The sequence below is a fragment of the Rugamonas fusca genome, assembly GCF_014042365.1.
In the GTDB taxonomy this organism is placed as follows: domain Bacteria; phylum Pseudomonadota; class Gammaproteobacteria; order Burkholderiales; family Burkholderiaceae_D; genus Rugamonas; species Rugamonas fusca.
Genome location: NZ_JACEZS010000020.1, coordinates 52,234 through 71,205 on the forward strand (window position 1 = coordinate 52,234; position 18,972 = coordinate 71,205).

Annotated in this window: 20 protein-coding genes; 6 read left to right on the forward strand and 14 right to left on the reverse strand. The window is 67.4% G+C overall.

Features of this window, described 5'->3' with window-relative positions; all coding sequences use genetic code 11:
• Position 1 precedes the first annotated feature (1 nt).
• The 6 genes from glyS to H3H36_RS20170 all read right to left on the reverse strand — a co-directional run bounded on the left by glyS (position 2) and on the right by H3H36_RS20170 (position 7,273).
• A complete protein-coding gene (gene glyS, locus H3H36_RS20145) occupies positions 2-2,110 on the reverse strand; it encodes a glycine--tRNA ligase subunit beta (protein WP_182219874.1) in 2,109 nt (702 codons plus the stop codon).
• A gap of 21 nt (positions 2,111-2,131) precedes the next feature.
• Complete coding sequence (gene glyQ, locus H3H36_RS20150) at positions 2,132-3,043, reverse strand: glycine--tRNA ligase subunit alpha (RefSeq protein ID WP_182164974.1); 912 nt, start codon at positions 3,041-3,043, stop codon at positions 2,132-2,134.
• Between the two features lie 91 nt (positions 3,044-3,134).
• Positions 3,135-4,718 carry an apolipoprotein N-acyltransferase gene (gene lnt, locus H3H36_RS20155; RefSeq protein ID WP_182219875.1) on the reverse strand — a complete coding sequence of 528 codons (1,584 nt, stop codon included), beginning with the start codon at positions 4,716-4,718 and terminating at the stop codon, positions 3,135-3,137.
• A 1-nt stretch (position 4,719) separates the two neighbouring features.
• The gene (locus tag H3H36_RS20160; RefSeq protein WP_182219876.1) at positions 4,720-5,598 is read right to left on the reverse strand and encodes a CorC family transporter; all 879 of its coding nucleotides are present in this window, start codon (positions 5,596-5,598) and stop codon (positions 4,720-4,722) included.
• A 162-nt stretch (positions 5,599-5,760) separates the two neighbouring features.
• Positions 5,761-6,243, reverse strand: coding sequence for an rRNA maturation RNase YbeY (gene ybeY / locus H3H36_RS20165; protein WP_182219877.1), 483 nt, complete (start codon positions 6,241-6,243; stop codon positions 5,761-5,763).
• Positions 6,227-7,273, reverse strand: coding sequence for a PhoH family protein (locus H3H36_RS20170; protein ID WP_182219878.1), 1,047 nt, complete (start codon positions 7,271-7,273; stop codon positions 6,227-6,229). The genes ybeY and H3H36_RS20170 overlap by 17 nt, the downstream gene beginning before the upstream one ends.
• A gap of 376 nt (positions 7,274-7,649) precedes the next feature.
• On the opposite strand from H3H36_RS20170, the gene H3H36_RS20175 reads away from it, so the two are divergent.
• A complete protein-coding gene (locus H3H36_RS20175) occupies positions 7,650-7,982 on the forward strand; it encodes a hypothetical protein (RefSeq protein ID WP_182219879.1) in 333 nt (110 codons plus the stop codon).
• A gap of 140 nt (positions 7,983-8,122) precedes the next feature.
• Here H3H36_RS20175 and H3H36_RS20180 read toward each other — a convergent pair whose 3' ends face one another.
• A complete protein-coding gene (locus H3H36_RS20180; protein ID WP_182219880.1) occupies positions 8,123-8,968 on the reverse strand; it encodes an HDOD domain-containing protein in 846 nt (281 codons plus the stop codon).
• Positions 8,965-9,306, reverse strand: a complete 342-nt coding sequence (locus H3H36_RS20185; RefSeq protein ID WP_182219881.1) for a hypothetical protein — start codon at positions 9,304-9,306, stop codon at positions 8,965-8,967. The genes H3H36_RS20180 and H3H36_RS20185 overlap by 4 nt, the downstream gene beginning before the upstream one ends.
• A gap of 264 nt (positions 9,307-9,570) precedes the next feature.
• Here H3H36_RS20185 and H3H36_RS20190 point away from each other — a divergent pair, with 264 nt between their 5' ends.
• Positions 9,571-11,163, forward strand: coding sequence for a sensor histidine kinase (locus H3H36_RS20190; protein ID WP_182219882.1), 1,593 nt, complete (start codon positions 9,571-9,573; stop codon positions 11,161-11,163).
• Between the two features lie 83 nt (positions 11,164-11,246).
• A complete protein-coding gene (locus H3H36_RS20195; RefSeq protein ID WP_182219883.1) occupies positions 11,247-11,417 on the forward strand; it encodes a hypothetical protein in 171 nt (56 codons plus the stop codon).
• 65 nt (positions 11,418-11,482) lie between these two features.
• Here H3H36_RS20195 and H3H36_RS20200 read toward each other — a convergent pair whose 3' ends face one another.
• Positions 11,483-11,860 carry a PEP-CTERM sorting domain-containing protein gene (locus H3H36_RS20200; protein ID WP_182219884.1) on the reverse strand — a complete coding sequence of 126 codons (378 nt, stop codon included), beginning with the start codon at positions 11,858-11,860 and terminating at the stop codon, positions 11,483-11,485.
• 206 nt (positions 11,861-12,066) lie between these two features.
• Here H3H36_RS20200 and H3H36_RS20205 point away from each other — a divergent pair, with 206 nt between their 5' ends.
• Together H3H36_RS20205 and H3H36_RS20210 are read left to right on the forward strand one after the other, a co-directional pair.
• Positions 12,067-12,396: a thioredoxin family protein gene (locus tag H3H36_RS20205; RefSeq protein ID WP_182219885.1), complete on the forward strand. Its 330-nt coding sequence runs from the start codon at positions 12,067-12,069 to the stop codon at positions 12,394-12,396.
• Between the two features lie 264 nt (positions 12,397-12,660).
• Positions 12,661-13,293: a hypothetical protein gene (locus H3H36_RS20210; protein ID WP_182219886.1), complete on the forward strand. Its 633-nt coding sequence runs from the start codon at positions 12,661-12,663 to the stop codon at positions 13,291-13,293.
• 27 nt (positions 13,294-13,320) lie between these two features.
• Here the strand turns inward: H3H36_RS20210 and H3H36_RS20215 are convergent, their stop codons facing one another.
• The 5 genes from H3H36_RS20215 to H3H36_RS20235 are packed head-to-tail and all read right to left on the reverse strand — an operon-like array spanning position 13,321 to position 17,856.
• A complete protein-coding gene (locus H3H36_RS20215) occupies positions 13,321-14,232 on the reverse strand; it encodes a dihydrodipicolinate synthase family protein (protein ID WP_182219887.1) in 912 nt (303 codons plus the stop codon).
• Positions 14,233-14,269: 37 nt separating this feature from the next.
• The gene (locus tag H3H36_RS20220) at positions 14,270-15,535 is read right to left on the reverse strand and encodes an NAD(P)/FAD-dependent oxidoreductase (protein WP_182219888.1); all 1,266 of its coding nucleotides are present in this window, start codon (positions 15,533-15,535) and stop codon (positions 14,270-14,272) included.
• On the reverse strand, positions 15,532-15,795 hold the full coding sequence (locus H3H36_RS20225) for a 2Fe-2S iron-sulfur cluster-binding protein (RefSeq protein WP_182219889.1): 264 nt from the start codon (positions 15,793-15,795) through the stop codon (positions 15,532-15,534). The genes H3H36_RS20220 and H3H36_RS20225 overlap by 4 nt, the downstream gene beginning before the upstream one ends.
• A complete protein-coding gene (locus H3H36_RS20230; RefSeq protein WP_182219890.1) occupies positions 15,788-16,921 on the reverse strand; it encodes an NAD(P)/FAD-dependent oxidoreductase in 1,134 nt (377 codons plus the stop codon). The genes H3H36_RS20225 and H3H36_RS20230 overlap by 8 nt, the downstream gene beginning before the upstream one ends.
• Positions 16,921-17,856 carry a 4-hydroxyproline epimerase gene (locus H3H36_RS20235; protein WP_182219891.1) on the reverse strand — a complete coding sequence of 312 codons (936 nt, stop codon included), beginning with the start codon at positions 17,854-17,856 and terminating at the stop codon, positions 16,921-16,923. The genes H3H36_RS20230 and H3H36_RS20235 overlap by 1 nt, the downstream gene beginning before the upstream one ends.
• 177 nt (positions 17,857-18,033) lie before the next feature.
• Between H3H36_RS20235 and H3H36_RS20240 the strand changes: the two genes are divergently transcribed.
• Positions 18,034-18,825 (forward strand): AraC family transcriptional regulator, encoded by a 792-nt coding sequence (locus H3H36_RS20240; RefSeq protein ID WP_182219892.1) that lies wholly within the window; start codon positions 18,034-18,036, stop codon positions 18,823-18,825.
• Positions 18,826-18,972 lie beyond the last annotated feature (147 nt).

Below are 18,972 nucleotides of genomic sequence, written 5' to 3' on the forward strand. Positions count from 1 at the left end.
CTCAGGCCGCCAGCTTGGAAATGTCGGCCACGCGGTTCATCATGCCGTGCAGCGACGACAGCAGGGCCAGGCGGTTGTTGCGCAGGGCGACATCGTCGGCCATCACCATCACGTCGTTGAAGAAGGCATCCACGTCGTCGCGCAGCTGGGCCAGCGTCTTGAGCGTGCCGGCGAAGTCGCCGCGGGCGAACGCCGCGTCCACTTCCGGCTGCACGCGGGTGACGGCGGCGGCCAGGTTCTTCTCGGCCGTGTCCTGCAGCAGGGCGGGGTTGACGCCCGCGTTGCCGCTTTGCGCCAGCGCTTCCTCGTTCTTCTTCAGGATGTTGGTGATGCGCTTGTTGGCGGCCGCCAGCGAGGCGCTCTCCGGCAGGGCGGCGAAGGCCTGCACGGCTTCCAGGCGCTGCACGATGTCGTCCAGGCGGTCCGGGTTCTGGGCCACCACGGCTTCGATCTCGTTGGGCGAGAAGCCGCGCTCGCGCAGCATGCCGCGCAGGCGGTCGAGCATGAAGGCCGTCACTTCGGCGGCTGGGTTCTTGAAGCCGGGGATGGCGACGAATTCGGCGGCGGCGTCGGCCAGCACGGCGCTGATGGCCAGCGGCAGGCGTTTTTCCACCAGCATGCGCAGCACGCCCAGGGCGTGGCGGCGCAGCGCGAACGGGTCCTTGTCGCCGGTCGGCTGCAGGCCGATGGCCCAGATGCCGACCAGGGTTTCGAGCTTGTCGGCCAGCGCCACGGCGGTGCCGGTGGCGGTGGTGGGCAGGGCGTCGCCGGCGAAGCGCGGCTGGTAGTGCTCGGAGGCGGCCAGCGCCACTTCCTCGTGCTCGCCGTCGTGGCGGGCGTAGTAGGTGCCCATGATGCCTTGCAGCTCAGGGAATTCGCCCACCATGTCGGTCAGCAGGTCGGCCTTGGCCAGCATGGCGCCGCGGCTGGCCAGCGCCACGTCCGCGCCCAGCGCGTGGGCGATGGCGGCGGCCAGCGCCGTGACGCGCTCGCTGCGCTCGGCCTGGGTGCCCAGCTTGTTGTGGTAGACCACGTTCTTCAGCAGCGGCAGGCGCGAACCGAGGCTCTTCTTCTTGTCCTGCTCGAAGAAGAACTTGGCGTCCGACAGGCGCGGGCGCACCACGCGCTCGTTGCCGCCGACGATGGCGTCCGGCGTGGCCGTGGCGATGTTGGAGACGATCAGGAAGCGCGAACGCAGCTTGCCTTGCGCGTCCGTCAGCGCGAAGTATTTCTGGTTGGTCTGCATGGTCAGGATCAGGCATTCCTGCGGCACGGCCAGGAACTGTTCCTCGAAGTGGCACTCGTAGACCACGGGCCACTCGACCAGCGCCGTCACTTCATCGAGCAGCGCTTCGGGCATCAGCACCTGGTCGGCGCCGGCTTTTTCCAGCAGGGCGGCGCGGATCTTTTCCTTGCGGGCCTCGAAGCTGGGCACCACCTTGCCCTGTTCGGCCAGGGTGGCGGCGTAGCTGTCGGCGTTGGCGATGGTGATGCTGCGGCTGCCGTCGGCCATCAGGAAGCGGTGGCCCAGCGTCGTGTTGGAAGCCGTCAGGCCCAGCAGCGTCAGCGGCAGCACGGTGGCGCCGTGCAGGGCGATCAGGCTGTGGGCCGGGCGCACGAAGTTGACGGTGGCGCCGTCCGGGCGCTGGTAGCTCATCAGCTTGGGGATGGGCAGCTTGGCCGCCGATTCCTCCAGCGCTGCCTGCAGGCCGGTCTGCAGCGCGCTGCCGGCGGCCGTGTAGGTGTAGAAGAAGCTTTCTGCCTTGCCGTCCTGGGCCCGTTCCAGCTGGTCCACGGTCAGGTCGGGGAAGCCCAGCGCGGCCAGCTTCTTGGCCAGCGGCGCCGTGCCGTTGCCGTTCGCGTCCAGCGCCACGCTCACGGGCAGCACTTTCTCGCGGATCGATTTGTCAGGCGAAGTGGCGCGCACGCCGGTGATGGAGACGGCCAGCCGGCGCGGCGTGGCGTAGGTGGTGGCGACGCTGTCGGCTTCCAGGAAGTCGCGCGATTTGAGGCCGTTGACGATGCCGGCGGCGAAGGCGGCGCCCAGCTTGGCCAGCGCCTTGGGCGGCAGTTCTTCGGTCAGCAGTTCGATTAAGAGAGTCTGGTTCATATCGTTTCTATTCTTTTCGGCTCAGGCGGCGGTGGCGGAGGCGGGCAGCATGGGGAAGCCCAGGCGCTCACGCGAGTCGTAATAAGCTTGCGCCACCAGGCGCGACAGCGTGCGCACGCGGCCGATGTAGGCGGCGCGCTCGGTCACGGAAATGGCGCCGCGCGCGTCCAGCATGTTGAAGCTGTGCGACGCTTTCATGATCTGTTCGTAGGCCGGCAGCGTCAGTTGCAGTTCGATCAGGCGCTTGGCTTCCGATTCGTGGTTGGCGAACTGGGCGAACAGCAATTCCGTGTTGGCGTGCTCGAAGTTGTAGGTCGATTGCTCCACCTCGTTCTGGTGGAACACGTCGCCGTAGGTCAGCTTCTTGGTCACGCCGTTTTCTTCCCACTCGGTCCACACCAGGTCGTACACGTTTTCCACGCCTTGCAGGTACATGGCCAGGCGCTCGATGCCGTAGGTGATCTCGCCCAGCACGGGCTTGCAATCGAGGCCGCCCACTTGCTGGAAGTAGGTGAACTGGGTCACTTCCATGCCGTTCAGCCACACTTCCCAGCCCAGGCCCCAGGCGCCCAGGGTCGGGCTTTCCCAGTCATCCTCGACGAAGCGCACGTCGTTCTGCTTCAGGTCCAGGCCCAGCGCCTCGAGCGAACCGAGGTACAGGTCCAGGATGTTTTCCGGCGCCGGCTTGAGCACCACCTGGTACTGGTAGTAGTGCTGCAGGCGGTTCGGGTTCTCGCCGTAGCGGCCATCCTTGGGGCGGCGCGATGGCTGCACATAGGCCGCGCGCCATGGCTCGGGGCCGATCGCGCGCAGGAACGTCCCGGTGTGGAAGGTGCCGGCACCCACTTCCATGTCGTAGGGCTGGAGCAGGGCGCAGCCTTGCTTGTCCCAGTAGGTTTGCAAGGTCAGGATAATTTGTTGAAATGTGAGCATCTTGTTTGATCGGTAGCGCGCAGCGGGGCGCAACGGTTGCAGTTTCGCTAAAGCGGCTAATTTTAGCGGGTTTTGGGGGCGGTAGTAGAGATTAGGGGGCTTCGGACTGATTTTTTGCCGAATTTGTCACGCGCCGCCCCCACAGCCAGGCGCCCGCCAGGGCCAGCGTCCACAGCGCCAGCGCCAGCTTGTTGCCCCACAAAATGTAGGGCGTGCTGCCGGCCATGCCTTGCACGTTGGCCGCCAGCGTGCCGTTGGTGTTGGGGGCGAGACGCGCCACCACGTTGCCGCGCCCGTCGATGACGGCCGTGGCGCCCGTGTTGGTGGCGCGCAGCATGGGGCGGCCCGTCTCCAGCGTGCGCATCTGCGAAATCTGCAAATGCTGGGGGATGGCGATGGTGTCGCCGAACCAGGCCAGGTTCGATTCGTTGAGCAGCAGCGTGGCCGGCTTCTGGCCGCCGGCCGGGCGGTTCAGCTGAGCGGCGATCTCCTCGCCAAACAAGTCCTCGTAGCAGATATTGGGCAGCACGCGCTGGTCCTTGACGGCGAACGCGGGCTGAATCGTCGGGCCGCTGGTCTGGTCGCCCAGCGGGATGTTCATCAAATCGACGAACCAGCGGAAGCCGAGCGGGATGAATTCGCCGTAGGGCACCAGGTGGTGCTTGTCGTAGCGGTAGTAGGCCGCGTTGGGCACGGGCGTCATGCCCAGCACGCTGTTGAAGTAGGCCGTCTGGCTGTCGGCCATGGGGATGCCCAGCATCAGGCTGCTGCCGCTGCGCTGCAGGAACAGGCTGATGGCCGGCAGGTAGTCCGGCGGCAGCTGCTGCGGCAGCATGACGACCGCCGTTTCCGGCGTGGCGATCAGGTCGGCCGGGGCGGCCATGATGGCGTCGCGGTATTGGGTGAGGGCGGCCAGCACGTGGGCGCCGTTGAATTTCTCGTCCTGCGGCACGTTACCCTGGATCAGGCGCACGGAGATCGGTTTGCCTTCCGCATAGGTCCAGTGCAGTTGGGTGAGCGCGCCGCCGCCGGCCAGGATGGCCGCCACCAGGGCCAGCGCGCGCCAGCGGCTGCGGTGCAGCAGGAGCAGCAAGGCACCCGCGCAGACGGCCGCCAGCCAGCCCAGGCCATACACGCCGATCACGGGCGCGTAGCCGGCCAGCGGGCTGTGGTTGTGGGCGTAGCCGGCCGACAGCCACGGGAAACCCGTGAACAGCCAGCCGCGCAGCCATTCGCACAGCGACCACATGGCCGGCAGCAGCAGCAAATTGGAGGCGGGCAGCGGCAGCGCCCAGCGCTGGCGCAGCCACGAGGCGCCGGCCATGGCCAGCGCCACGTAGGCGCCCATGGCCCAGGCCAGTAGCGCCACGGCGGCGGCGGCCAGCGGCGCCGGCATGCCGCCGTAGGTGTGCATGGAGACGTACAGCCACCAGACGCCGGCCGCCGTCCAGCCGAAGCCGTAGGCCCAGCCGATCAGGGCGCCGCCCTTGACGCTGGCGCTGCGCAGCACCTGGTAGAACAGGATGGCCAGGCTGAAGATTTCGATCGGCCACCAGCCGAACGGGGCGAACGCGAACACGGCGGCCGCGCCGGCGGCGGCCGTGATGGTCATCCGGCCGCGGGTGCTGCGCTGGGGTTTGGGCGGGGCGTTGGGATCGGTGCGGCGAAAACGCATGTTACGCGTCTTGCTCCGGCGCGGCCGGCAGTTTTTCCACCAGCAGCACGTGCACCTGGCGTGCGTCGGCGCGCAGCACTTCGAAGCGCAGGCCGTCCAGGTCGAACACGTCGCCCTTGTGCGGCATGCGGGCCAGGTGCTTGGCCACCAGGCCGCCGATGGTGTCGACGTCATCGTCGGGCAGGGCGGTGTCGAGTTCCTCGTTGAACTGGGTGATTTCCGTCAGCGCCTTGATGCGCCAGCGGGGGCCGAACTGGCCTTCCTTGATGGACAGGATGTTGTCCTCTTCCTCGTCGAAATCGTATTCATCCTCGATGTCGCCGACGATCTGTTCCAGCACGTCCTCGATGGTGATCAGGCCGGCCACGCCGCTGTATTCATCGACCACGATGGCCATGTGGTTGTGGTTGGCGCGGAAGTCGCGCAGCAGCACATTGAGGCGCTTCGATTCGGGAATGAAGATGGCCGGGCGCAGCATGTCGCGCACGTCGAACGATTCCTCTGCGTAGTAGCGCAGCAAATCCTTGGCCAGCAGGATGCCGATCACCTTGTCGCGTTCGCCCTCGATGGCGGGGAAGCGCGAGTGGGCCGTCTGCAGCACGGACGGCATCCATTCCTCGATGGGCTTGGAGATGTCGATCACGTCCATCTGGGAACGGGGGATCATGATGTCGCGCGCCGACAGGTCCGACACCTGGAACACGCCTTCGATCATCGACAGGGCGTCGGCGTCGATCAGGTTGCGTTCGTGGGCGTCGTGCAGCACGTCGAGCAGTTCCGCGCGGTTTTCGGGCTCGGGGGAAATGAGGGCGGTCAGGCGTTCAAACAGTGACCGATGGGGCTTGGCGTCAGACTTGACGCCACTAGAGTGCTCTTGCATAGGAGGCGTGAGCCGTTGTTTCGAAGGGATATAGGATACACCAAACGGGATGAGGGGGCCGATTTTGCCATTTGCCATCAAGAAAAATCAGGGACGTACCCCGGTTTTCCCGCATGGGAAAACCGGGGTACGTCCCCGATTTTTCTTGGCGGGAAAACCGTGTTACGTCCCCGATTTTTCGGCGACGTAAGGGTCGGCGATGCCCAGCTTGGCCAGGATTTGCGTTTCCAGCCCTTCCATTTCGGCCGCTTCCTCGTCGTCCAGGTGGTCGTAGCCCTGGGCGTGCAGCACGCCATGTACGATCAGGTGGGCCGTGTGCTGTTCCACCGTCTTCTTCTGTTCGGCCGCCTCGCGCTCCAGCACGTCCGTGCACAGGATGATGTCGGCCTGGGTGGGCGCGTCGTCGGGCAGTTCTTCTTCCCCTTCGTTGTAGGCGAAGGTCAGCACGTTGGTGGCGTAGTCCTTGCCGCGGTAGTCGCGGTTCAACACGCGGCCTTCTTCGGCGTCGACAAAGCGGATGGTCAGTTCGGCCGGCGCCAGCAGCGCGGCCTGGACCCAGCGCCGTACCTTGGGACGGGTGATGCTCTGTTGCAGGCGGGGATCGGGATATTGCACCGACAGGCTCAGTTTATTTTTTTCGGACATTTTTGATGGCGGTGGCTTTGAGTAAAGGGGCGATTTCGGCGTGGTGCGCGTGCGCCGTCTCGTAGGCGTCGACGATGCGCGCCACCAGCGGATGACGCACCACGTCCTCGCTGGTGAACTGGGTGAAGGCGATGCCGCGTACGTCCTTGAGCACCTGCACGGCGTCCACCAGGCCGCTTTTCAGGGTCTTGTGCAGGTCGACCTGGGTCACGTCGCCCGTGACCACGGCCTTGCTGCCAAAGCCGATGCGGGTCAGGAACATCTTCATCTGTTCCACCGTCGTATTCTGGGCTTCGTCCAGGATCACGAACGCGTGGTTGAGCGTGCGGCCGCGCATGTAGGCCAGCGGGGCGATCTCGATCACCTGTTTTTCGAACATTTTTTGCGTGCGGTCAAAGCCCAGCAAATCGTACAGCGCGTCGTACAGGGGGCGCAGGTAGGGATCGACTTTCTGCGTCAGGTCGCCCGGCAGGAAGCCCAGCCGTTCGCCCGCTTCCACGGCCGGACGGGTCAGGATGATGCGCTTGACGGCGTCGCGTTCGAGCGCGTCCACGGCGCAGGCCACGGCCAGGTAAGTCTTGCCGGTGCCGGCCGGGCCGATGCCGAAGCTGATGTCATGCTCGAGCACGTTGCGCAGGTAGCGGATCTGGTGCGGCGTGCGCCCGCGCAGGTCACTGCGGCGGGTCTTGAGCACGGGGCTGGCGATGTCCGGTTCCACGAACGGCGCTTCCGGATGTTCCTCGACCACGCCAGCCAGGCCGGCCCGTTGTTCGACCAGGGCCAGCTGCACTTCCTCGATCGGCACCACCTTGTTGGCGACGGCGTAGAACTGTTCCAGGATCTGCACGGCCCGTTCGGCGTTGCTGCCGCTGACGATGAATTTTTCGCCGCGGCGGAAAATGGTGACGTCCAGCGCGGCCGAGATCTGGCGCAGGTTCTCGTCGAGCGGGCCGCACAGGTGGGCCAGCCGGGCGTTATCGAGCGGCTCGGGAATGAAATAGAAGGGCTGGACGGGGGTCTTGGTTTTCAATGGCTTGCTTGGTTGTGTTGCGGGATGGCGGGCCGGCGCGCGCCGGACATACAGGTGCTAGTTTACAGTAAATGCGCGTCCCATCGCGCAGCAAATCGCACCGCACGTGACGGCCCCCGGGTTCGATCCGGCCGTCAACTTTGCGTGCGCCGCAATTTTGCTTTGTGTGATGAAATGGCCATGTTGCTAAGTTTTTCGGCCGATGGTTGAGGTCAAACAATCTTCGCGCCGTCCACGACGGCTGAAACGTTGGGATTTAGGCATAAGATATTGCATGAAAGGCAAGCGCTCTGATGCCTTTGGAACCGGCGGCGCGCTAAGCGTGCCTTAAGTTCGTAGCAGCACCATTTCATCATCACCACAGACGAGGAACATCATGGCACACCACGCTCTCGCTTCCCAGGACAGCTACAACCCCAACCATCTGCTCGACATCCTGCTGGGCAAAATGCAGCTGAAGAACGATGCCGCATTGTCGCGCCTGCTGGAAGTGGCGCCGCCCGTCATCAGCAAGATCCGCCACCACCGGCTGCCGGTGGGCGCCTCGCTGCTGATCCGCATGCATGAAGTGACGGGCATGAGCATCCGCGACCTGCGCGACTTGATGGGCGATCGCCGCACCAAGTACCGTTTGTCCGACGCCCAGGGCCGCCCCAAGCCAGAGGACCGCGGCGACCGCCCCGACTCCAGCGGCTATGCGCGCCACTGATGGCGCCGCGCTTGCCTGCCGCGCCTGAACGGCGCCGGCAGGCCTGAGGCGGGCCGTCCGCGCCGACCCGGCACGGCCGCGTCGCTGCGCCTCATCGCGCCTTGACCGATCCCGCGGCCACCCGGCCGGCCCCGGACGGATCAGGACAGCAGCACCATCGCGATCTCCCCGAACTGCAGTTCCGTCTCGCGGAACAGCTGCAAACACGTTTCCTCATTCAGCGCCAGCGCCGTCCAGGCCACCGTCGACACGGGCGGCACCAGGCCGTCCGGCACCTGGGCCAGGTCCAGCGCGTGCACCATGGCGTCGGCCACGTGGATGATGGCGGCCAGGAAGCCGGCGCCCGGCGTTTCCGGGTCGTGGTGGCCGCCGATGGCCAGCCGCATGGTGTCGGAAAAATTCCAGTGTTCGGCCAGCGCCATGCCCGCGTCCACGTGGTCGATGCCCAGCACCGCCCGTTCCGCCTCCAGCAGCGTGCTGTCGTGCGCGGCGCGGTGCACGATCACCTGCGCGTACTGCTGCGGGAAGCAGGCCACCAGTACCAGCCGGCCGATGTCGTGCAGCAGGCCGGCCGTAAACGCATAGTCCTGGTTGAAGCGCATCTGGCGCGCCAGCACCTTGGCGCAGGCGGCCGTGGCGATCGAGTGGCGCCAGAAGCGTTTGTGGTCGAAGCCTTCGCAGCGGCCCTCGGCGAAGCAGCCCGTGACGGCGGCGGCCGTGATCAGGTTGCGCGTGGTCTGGAAACCGAGGAAGGTGATGGCCTGCTGGATGGTGGTCACCTTGACCTGCAAGCCGTACAGCGAGGAATTGGCCAGCCGCAGCGTCTTGGCCGTGAGCGCCGAGTCATGCGACACTTTTTTGGCCAGCACGGAGATATCCACCTCCTCCTGGTCTATGCTGTTGAGCAGCTCCATCACGACCGCCGGCAGCGAGGGCAGGTCGTCCAGGTTCTTGACGATGTCGTCGTAGGTCAGGGGCGTGCTCATTCGGGTATGTCCTCCATGCCCAACCGGAAGTCCGTCACGTAATGGCGCAGCAGGCCGGTGGCCCAGTCGGCGTCGTTGTCCGGGTCGTGCTTGCGGAACAGGTGGGCTATGCGTTGCTGGTAATGTTGGCGGGTGGCGGCCAGTTCGTCCTGCGACACGGGCGGGGTGGCGATGGGCAGCACGGCGATGCCGTGGCGCGGCATCAGCTCGAGCATGGCCTCGGTCAGCACGGTCCCCTGCGGCAGCAGCACATGGCCCTGCACGTCGAGCAGTTCGTCTGATAGCACCATGCCCGGTTCGACCTGGGCCAGCGGGATGTGATGGTAAGTGGCAGTCATGGCGCCTCCGGCGTTCTGTTGTCCCGATCTTACCATCGTCGCGGCGCGCTGTGTGCCGCTGGCCCGGCGGGCCACGCTGGTGGCGCCAGCCGTGCGCCCGAGACGTGAAAACGGCGTAAAACGACGTAAAAACGGAACCAAACGGGGCCGGCGGCGGGCAGTTCTTGCCAAGTTGCATGTCATACCGTACATTGGGGCGTTGCCGTCAAATCCACGTTTTGGTTCCGCCACGGGCGGAGCCCGGTGTTCCGGGGAGGTGTGTAGATGTTTGGTATCCAAGGTCGGCTGACGGCGCTGTTCGTGGTCATCGTCACGCTGGTGCTGGCTATTTCCGGCACGTATGCCCAATACAGCCTTGGCCATGAACTGGAAGTGAGCAACCAGCGCCTGCGCCAGGGCGTGCTGACGCGCTTGCAGACGAGCTTGCCATCGGCCCTGTGGGACTTGGACAAGGCCAAGGTCGACAACATCGTGGCGGCCGAGATGCTGCCGCCGGAACTGGTGGCCATCCGCGTCTATGACACGTCCGTCGGCCTGTTCTCCGGTAAATTGCGCAACGACGCCGGCGGTGTCGTCTCGATCGAGAACGACGCTCCCGTGGCCGGTGCGCCCGTGGTGGCCGACCTGGCCTACCGCGATTCAGGCGCGGCCGGCGCCTCGCTCAAGCCCGTCATCGTGGGTCGGGTGGTGGTCAACTTCAGCCGGGCCCAGATCGACGCCACGCTGGCGGCCGAAGTGCGGCGCAAGGTGACGGAAGTGCTGCTGCTGGACCTGATCCTGGTGGCGGCGCTGGCGCTGTCGCTGCGTATCGTGTTCGAGCCGCTCAAGCAGCTGCGCGACGGCTTGTTCGACCTGGCCACGCGCGGCAGCGACGAAGTGGAGGAACTGGCCGACAACCGCCACGACGAACTGGGCGAAGTGATCCGCGGCTTCAACGCCATCCAGCGCCGCGTGAAATCCATCATCGCCCGCATCCGCGAAGCCGAGGACGAGGCCCGCAAGTCGGCCCAGGAAACGGCCCGCGCGCTCGACGACTTGCGCCGCACCCAGGAATCGCTGCTGCAGGCCGAGCGCCTGGCGTCGCTGGGCGGGCTGGTGGCCGGGGTGGCGCACGAGATCAACACGCCCGTCGGCATCGCCCTCACCAGCGCCTCGGTGCTGATGGAAGCGACCGAGAAGGTGCACCAGGCCATCGAAGGTGGCAACATCAAGAAGTCCGACATCGTGCGCTACGTGGAGACGGCCGGCGAGAGCACGCGCCTGATCATGAACAACGCCTACCGCGCCGCGCACCTGATCCACAGCTTCAAGCAGATCGCGGTGGACCAGGTGAGCGAGGCGCGGCGCCGCTTCGAGCTGCGCGACTACATCACGGAAGTGGTGGCCAGCCTGCAGCCCAAGCTGAAGAAGACCCACATCCACGTCACCATCGCCTGCCCGCCCGACATCGTGCTCGACAGTTATCCGGGCGCGCTGGCCCAGGTCATCACCAACCTCACGCTCAACTGCGTGGAGCACGCGTTCGAGCCGGATGCGGAAGGCACCATCGCCATCAACGTGGTGCAGGATGGCGAGTGGATCGAGATGCAGGTGGTCGACAACGGCAAGGGCATCGCGCCCGACATGATCGACAAGGTGTTCGACCCGTTCGTCACCACGCGGCGCGGGCAGGGCGGCACGGGGCTGGGCCTGAACATCGTGTTCAACCTGATCGCCAAGCAGTTCGGCGGCAACATCACGGTCAGCAGCACGCTGGGCCACGGCGCCAGCTTCGTGTTGCGCATCCCGGTGGTGACGCCGGTGGACGAAGCCCATCCGGCCGCGCCGGCCCATCCGGACGGCCAGTTGCACGCCTGACGGTGCCGTGGTGGCGGCCATTGCGCGCCCGCGCCGGCGCGCGCTAGAATGGCCTCCCTCATCCACCAGGCCTGGCCCGCTCCATGAACAAAGACCTGATCAAAGGCATCCTGATCGTCGTTGGCGTATTGCTGGCGCTGGCCGTCTTCGCCACGGCCGCCACCGAAGATGGCGTCCAGAAGCTCAGCTGCATGGGCCGGGCCGCGCTGCACGGCGTCGCGCTGACCAATATTCACTCCGTCTGCGGCTTATAAGTGCCGGGGTCAGTGTGAGGCACCCCGGGTTTCACGAGGCGGGATGCAATTGACTGGCTGGGTTCTCAGGCGGAGAATTTGTCGCACTTTTCCTGCCGGGCCGAACGCAGTCCGAGCAGGACCACGCCGGCCAGCAGCATCAGGAATGGCGCGGGCTCGGGCACGGGGGCCGCATCAGCCGCCGGGATTGGCACCGCAGCGGGCGCGGGGACGTAGTCGTCCAGCGCCTGCAAGTCGTCACCGGGCAGATGGAACGGGTCATCGAGGGCATCACCGACATGGCTGGCCGGCGGCGCCAGGCTGGCGCTGCGGCATGGGCCGGCTTGCACGGCCGCGTGACATTGGGGCGCCGCGATCGTCACCACCGGCACGGCGGCTGCCTGTGCGGCGCCGCCCGCGCCAGCCAGCGACATGGCGAGCAGGATGGGCAGGTGGATCTTCATGTCAGCTCCCGGTTATACGGCCAGTCCGCTGCCGCTTGCTTGGGCGGCTAAAATTGTGAAACTTGGCCGTCCTCTCTGTTTACCATTAAAGCACAGGTAGTTTCAAAATAACACCAAAAATTGCAAGATAACACCATATATTTTTTCTATGCAACAATATCCGCCCCATGGTTGTGGCTATGCCGGGGGCGGGCCGGAGAGTGAAAATGGAAACCCAGTATCGGACGCAGGCCCCCACGCGGGATCAGATCGACGCCCTGCCAGGGGCCGTGCTGCTGGAATTTGGCGCCAACTGGTGCGGCCATTGCATGGCGGCGCAGCCGGCGCTGGCGGAAGCGTTCGCTGGCCATGGCGCGCTGACCCATATCAAGGTCGAGGATGGACCGGGGCGGCCGCTGGGCCGCTCGTTCCGGGTCAAGCTGTGGCCCACCCTGATCTTCCTGCGCGACGGCCAGGAGGTGGCGCGGCTGGTGCGGCCACTGGCGGCCGCGCCGATCGCGGACGCGCTGGCCCGCATAGCCGCGCCGCCGCCGTGAAGTTGTAAGAAAACGTATCAAAATGACCGTGGCGTCATGGCAGCTCCTGGCCGTGCAGGCGCACTGTCTTCGTCGCTGCGCCCAGCCACGCTCATTTTGAAACGCCCTCTAAGCGAATGTAACGGCGGCCGTGCGGAACGGGCGCCGCCGCCCCCGCGTTACACGCAACACAGTGCGTTACAAATCAGTCCGTTGGCACCCAGCGGAAATGGGAAACTGCGCCGTTAATCACTCTACCCCACCCAATTTTGCGAGGAGAACGGCATGGCAATCGATAGCGTGAGCGGCAGTGTGGCGGCCAGCTACACCCAATTTTCCAGCACCGGCGCCGTGGCGCCGCGTGGCCAGGACAGCGACGGCGACAACGACGGCAGCACCGGCAGGACGCGCGGTGTGGGCGGGGGTGTGGGCGGGGGCCGCATCGCCAATGCGATCGCCCAGGCACTGTCGCAACTGGGCGGCACCGCGTCCACCAGCGCAACGGGCGCGACGGGTGCAACGGACGCCACCGGCGCCAGCGGGGACACCAAACAGGCCGAGTCGGCGTTCGCGCAAAGCCTGTTCGCGGCCCTGCACGCGCAGTCGGCCAGCGCGGGCAACGGGCCGGGCGCCGCGCCAGGCGGCGCGCATCACCAGCATGGCGGCGGGGGCGGCCGGCTGGCGGCCGGCCTGCAAAGCCTGGCGCAGCAATTGTCGTCGTCCACCTCGTCCACCTCGGGCACGTCCGGCAGCGGCAGCTCGCAGGCGCTGAGCGACTTGCAGACCAGTTTCGACAAGCTGCTGGCGGCCAATGGGCAGTCCGGCTCCGGTGCAACGCTGTCGCAGTTCCTGCAGTCGCTGTCGCAGAACCTGCAGGGGGCGGCCAGTTCCGGCAACGTCGTCAGCACCAAGGCCTGAGGGCTGCGCCGCGGCCGGCTCGTTCGGTCAGAACAGGGCGCTGACGTCGGGCCGGTTGGCCAGCGCGCGCTGCACGATGGCCGTCACGCGCTCGCGCTCGGCCCCTTGCAGCGGCTGGCGCGGGCGGCGCACGTTCTCGTTGCCCACGCCGGCCAGGGTTTCGACCAGCTTGAGGTTCTGTACCAGCTTGTTCGACACGTCCAGGTGCATCAGCGGCATGAACCACTGGTACAGGGCCAGCGCCTCATCCCAGCGCCTGGCCTTCATCAGCTTGTACAGGGCCACCGTCTCTTTCGGGAACGCCACCACCAGGCCCGCCAGCAGGCCGTCCGCACCCACCGCCAGGCCTTCGAACGACAGGTCGTCCACGCCCATGAACAACTGGTAGCGGTGGCCGACGGCGTTGCGCAGGTCGGTGATGCGGCGCACATTGTCGGTCGATTCCTTGATCGCCACGATCCACTCGCAGTCGGCCAGTTCCTTGAAGTCGTCCGGCGTCAGGTCCACCTTGTATGAGACGGGATTGTTGTAGACCATGATGGGCAGCTGGGCCGCCTGGGCGATGGTGCGCAGGTTGTCGCGTGCCTCGCGCGCGTCGGCCGCGTACAGCACGGACGGCATCACCATCAGGCCCTGCACGCCCAGTTCGTGCGCCTGTTCGGCGAAGCGGCAGGCCGTCAGCGTGCGCGTCTCGCTCACGTTGACCAGCACCGGCACGCGGCCATCGGCCACCCGCAGCGCCGTGCGCGTCACGTCCAGCTTTTCCTCGAACGAGAGGGTGCTGGCCTCGCCCAGCGAGCCGCAGGTGAGCAGCGCGTGCACGCCGCTGTCGATCTGGAACGCGAAGTGGCGCTCCATGGCGGCGTGGTCCAGCTCCTCGTTCGGCTTGAATTTGGTGGTAACGGCGGGGAATACCCCTTCCCATTTTGCTGCGGCCATGCTGATCTCCTTGGTTAAAAACGGACGACGTGTCCCTTTATGCTTCGATGAAGCTGCTGATCCGGGCCGGCGACAGCGGCACCCGCACGGCGTCCGGCCGCCAGCCGTACAACAGGCCCGTGGCGCCGCCGCACACGCGGCCCTGGCAAGGGCCCATGCCGCAGCGCGTGTGCAGCTTGGCGCTGCGCCAGCTGGCGTGCCCGCGCAGCTCGCCGTGCCGCACATCCTCGCAGCGGCACACGATGGTGTCGTCGTCGGCCAGCCGCGCCAGTTCGGGGCGCGGCGCGAACGCACGGGCCAGGCGCGCGGCGAACTGGCGCCAGCGGGCCCGTTCGGCGAACAGCGCCGGCGCCGCTTGCGTGTGGCCGGCGGCGGCCAGCCCGGCGATGCGGCCCTCGGCCAGCGCCAGGTCCACGCCGCCCACGCCCGTGCCTTCGCCGGCGCACAGCACGTCCGGCACGCTGGTGCGCTGCCATGGGTCCACTTGCACGGCTTGCGGCGCCATGCCGTCGCTATCGACGGCGCAGCCCAGGGCCAGCGCCAGTTCCACGTTGGGCAGCAGGCCGTAGCCGCAGGCCAGCAGGTCGCAGTCCCATGGTTCGGTGCGGCCGCCGCGCTGCAGTACGACTGCGCGCAGCGTCTCGTCGCCGTGCGCGGACAGCACGTAGCTGTCGCGCAGATAGGGCACATCGCGCAACCGGCAAGCCAGTTGCAGCGCCTGTGTGACCTTGGATGGCGTGGCCAGCAGGCCCAGCGCGAATCGCGCCAGGCGTGGCCACGCCGCTTGTTCGATGATGGCGGCGATGTGCGCGCCCTGTTGTTTCAGCGTGGCGGCGGCGGCCAGCAGCAGCGGCCCGGAACCGGCCACGATCACGCGTTTGCCGGCCACGGGATAGCCACCCTTGGCCAGCGCCTGCAGGCCGCCCGCGCCCGTCACGCCCGGCAGGGTCCAGCCGGGGAAGGGCAGCAGCAGCTCGCGCGCGCCGGTGGCGATCACCAGCTTGCCGTAGTCGAGTTCGATGGCGCCGGCGGGCGTTTGCGCCAGCAGCCGCTTGCCCTCCAGCGGACAGAGGACGCGGCACTGGTGCAGCAACGTGATGTTGGGCGCGTTGGTCAACGCATGCCACAGGTCGCGCGCGCGTCCGTCCGCCTGCTGCGCGGGGCCGCCGCGCCAGATCTGGCCGCCCGCTTGCGGGTTATCGTCCACTACGCCCACGCTGATGCCGTGGGCCGCCGCCGCGTGCGCAGCGGCGAGGCCGGCCGGGCCGGCGCCGATCACGAGCACGTCGAAGGCGCGCTTCATGGCTGGCCTCCATCGCGTGCCGTGCGTACTTGCATGCCGGGCGCGCACGGGGTCTGGCATGACAGCTGGTGCGGGTGGCCGTCGATGGTTACCCGGCACTCCTGGCAGATGCCCATGCCGCACAGGGGCGCGCGCGCCATGCCGGTGACGGAGCGGCGGGTGACCATGCTGCCGGCCAGCGCGACGGCGGCCGCCACGCTGGCGCCGGGGGCCACGCTGACGGACTGGCCGTCGATAGTGAGGACGATGGCGTCAGGCATGGGCGCGGGCCGGCTTGTCGAAGCGGCTGGGCAGGTAGGGTTGGCAGGGAATGGCGCTGTGGGCGCCGACGATCTGGTCAGCCAGCAGCTGGGCCGTGGCCAGCGAGGTGGTGATGCCCAGCCCCTCGTGGCCGGTGGCCAGCCACAGGCCGCGCCGCACCGGGTAGGGGCCGATCAGGGGCAGGCCGTCGCTGCTGGCGGCGCGCAGGCCGGTCCAGCAGCGCAGCAGATTCAGTTGGGCCAGCCCGGGGGTAAAGCTGGCGGCATGGCGCAGCATACGCCGCATCATGCGTGGCTCCACGGCCAGGTCGATGGTGTCGAACTGGCGCGAGGAGCCGATCAGGATTTGTCCGGTTGGACGGGGTTGCAGGTTGAACGCCACCGATTCGCCGCTGGCCGCGTGGGCGCTCTTGATATAGCCCAGTTCCACCAGCTGGTGGCGGATGAAGCCGGGATAGCGGTCGGTGACGGCCACATGGCCTTTCTTGGGCTGCACCGGCAGTTCCGGCAGCAGGGTGGTGGAGCGCGAACCAGCCGCCAGCACCACGATGCTGGCCTGGTGGCGGCTGCCGTCGGCCAGCAGCACGCCGTTGTCCTCGATGCGCACCACGCTGCCGGCCACCAGCGTGGCGCCGTTGGTGCGGGCGCGCCCGAGCAGGATGTGGGCGCTCTTGGGCGGATAGACCAGGCCGTCGCCGGCCACCAGCAGGCCCCCGGCCAGGCCAGGGCGCAGTGCCGGTTCGCGGGCGTACAGGGCGGCCGGGTCCAGCAGCTCACAGGCCAGGCCGTGGCTGGCCAGGGTGTGCGCCTTGGCGCGCGCGGCGGCCAGTTCTTCCTCGTCGGCCGCGATCCAGATCGTGCCGCAGTTGCTGTATTCGTGGCGTTGCGCCTGGCCGGCGGCCAGTTCCCGCCACAGTGCCAGCGACCATGCCGTGAGCGCCAGTTCGGCCTCGTTGTCGTCCATGACCACCAGGTGGCCCATGCCGGCGGCGGTGGCGCCGCTGCCGATGGCGTCCTGCTCGATCACTGTCACGCGCAGGCCACGGGCGGCCAGCGCGTCGGCGCAGGCCGCGCCGACGATGCCGGCACCGATCACGATGGCGCTCTCGCGGGACGAAGTGGACATCAGCGTATGCCCCACACCAGCGGATCGCTGGGATCGAGGATCAGGGTGGATTGGGCGTTGACCCAGGCCTGGCCACGGATGCTGGGCAGCACGCGGCCATCCGCCGCACGGCGGTAGCTGCCTTCGAACACGCTGCCCACGATACTTTCCTGGCGCCACAGCGCGCCTTCGGCCAGCTTGCCGTCGGCCGCCAGGCAGGCCAGCTTGGCGCTGGTGCCGGTGCCGCAGGGGGAGCGGTCGTAGGCCTTGCCGGGGCAGAGCACGAAGTTCTGGCTGTCGGCGCCCGTGCGCGACGGGGCGAACAGTTCGATATGGTCGATCTCGGCGCCGTCGTCGCCCGTCACGCCGGCCTGTGCCAGCGCGGCGCGCACGGCCACCGTGTAGGCCGTCAGCTGGTCCACGTTGTCCACGCGCAGTTGCTGGCCATGCCCGGCCACCAGGAAGAACCAGTTGCCGCCCCAGGCTACGTCGCCCGTCACGGGGCCGTGGCCTGGCACGTCCACCGTCACCGCATGATGGCTGCGCCAGGCCGGTACGTTGTCGACCGTGACGCTGCCGTCTTCATGCAATTGCGCCTCCACCACGCCAACGGGGGTGTCGATGCGGTGGCGGCCGGCGCCGATGCGGCCCAGATAAGCCAGCGAAGCCACCAGGCCGATGGTGCCGTGGCCGCACATGCCGAGGTAGCCGACGTTGTTGAAGAAGATGACGCCGGCCGCACAATCGGGGGCGTGCGGGGCGCACAGCAGCGCGCCCACCAGCACATCCGACCCGCGCGGCTCGCAGACGACGGCGGAACGGAAGTTGTCGTGCTCGCGGCGCAGGATGGCGAGCCGCTCGTTGAGCGGGCCGGTGCCCAGTTCTGGGCCGCCGGCCGTCACCAGCCGGGTCGGTTCGCCGCCCGTGTGGGAATCGATGATGGAGATGGTTTTCATGGACTGAATGGTATGCCTGGCGTTGCCGCCTGTCTTGCACAAGCTGCGCATCGAAGATGACGAAATCTGCACAATTGCCGATGCGGCGCCGGGCCCTGTCCTGTGCGAGAATTGGCGGGCGGCCGCATGGGGCGGGGCGCACGGTAACGGATCAACGGAGCACAGGGGACGGCGGGCATGGCGGGAACGACGGCAACGGGAGGCGAGGCAGGACCAGGTGGGGCGGGGGGAGCGGCCGATGGCGGCCGCGCGGCGTTGGGCGCCCGTATCGCCGATGTGTTCTTCGCCGAGCCCCTGTTCGATGCGCTGCCGGACGTGGTGTTCTTCGTCAAGGACGTGGCGGGCCGCTACGTGGTGGTCAACCAGACCCTGGTCCAGCGCTGCGGCGTGAAGCACAAGGCGGCGCTGATCGGGCGCACCCCGGCCGACGTGTTCGCCCATCCGTTCGGCCAGACCTATTTGGCGCAGGACCTGGCGGTGCTGGCCGGCGGCGGCCAGATCGAGGACCAGCTGGAGCTGCACCTGTACCCCACGCGCGACCCCGGTTGGTGCCTGACCCGCAAGACGGCCCTGCGCGACGCCGATGGCACCATCGTCGGCCTGACCGGCGTGTCGCGCGACCTGGCCATGGCCGACCAGAAGAACCCCGCTTACGGCAAGGTGGCCGACGCCGTGCGCATGATCCATGAGCACTATGACCAGCCGCTGCACCTGCCGGCGCTGGCCCGCACGGCCCACATGTCGGTGGCCCAGATCGAGCGTTATTTTTTGCGCATCTTCCACCTCACGCCGCGCCAGATGATCATCAAGACCCGGCTCGACGCGGCCTCGCGCCTGCTGGCCGGGCCCGACAGCGTGGCCGACATCGCCCAGGCTTGCGGCTACGGCGACCATAGCGCCTTCACGCGCCAGTTCAAGGCCACGGTGGGTGTCACGCCCAGCCAGTACCGCCACCTGCTGCTGGCGTAAGGAAGCGGGGTCAGGTCCGGCAACCTGCCAACTTCATGGCGCGATGCCGGACCTGACCCCGCTTTTCGCACGGCATCAAGCCTGGCGCAAAAAATTTTGTTGTAATGGCGCGTCAGCGGCGGCCGCCAAAACCATCTTGCGGGCCGC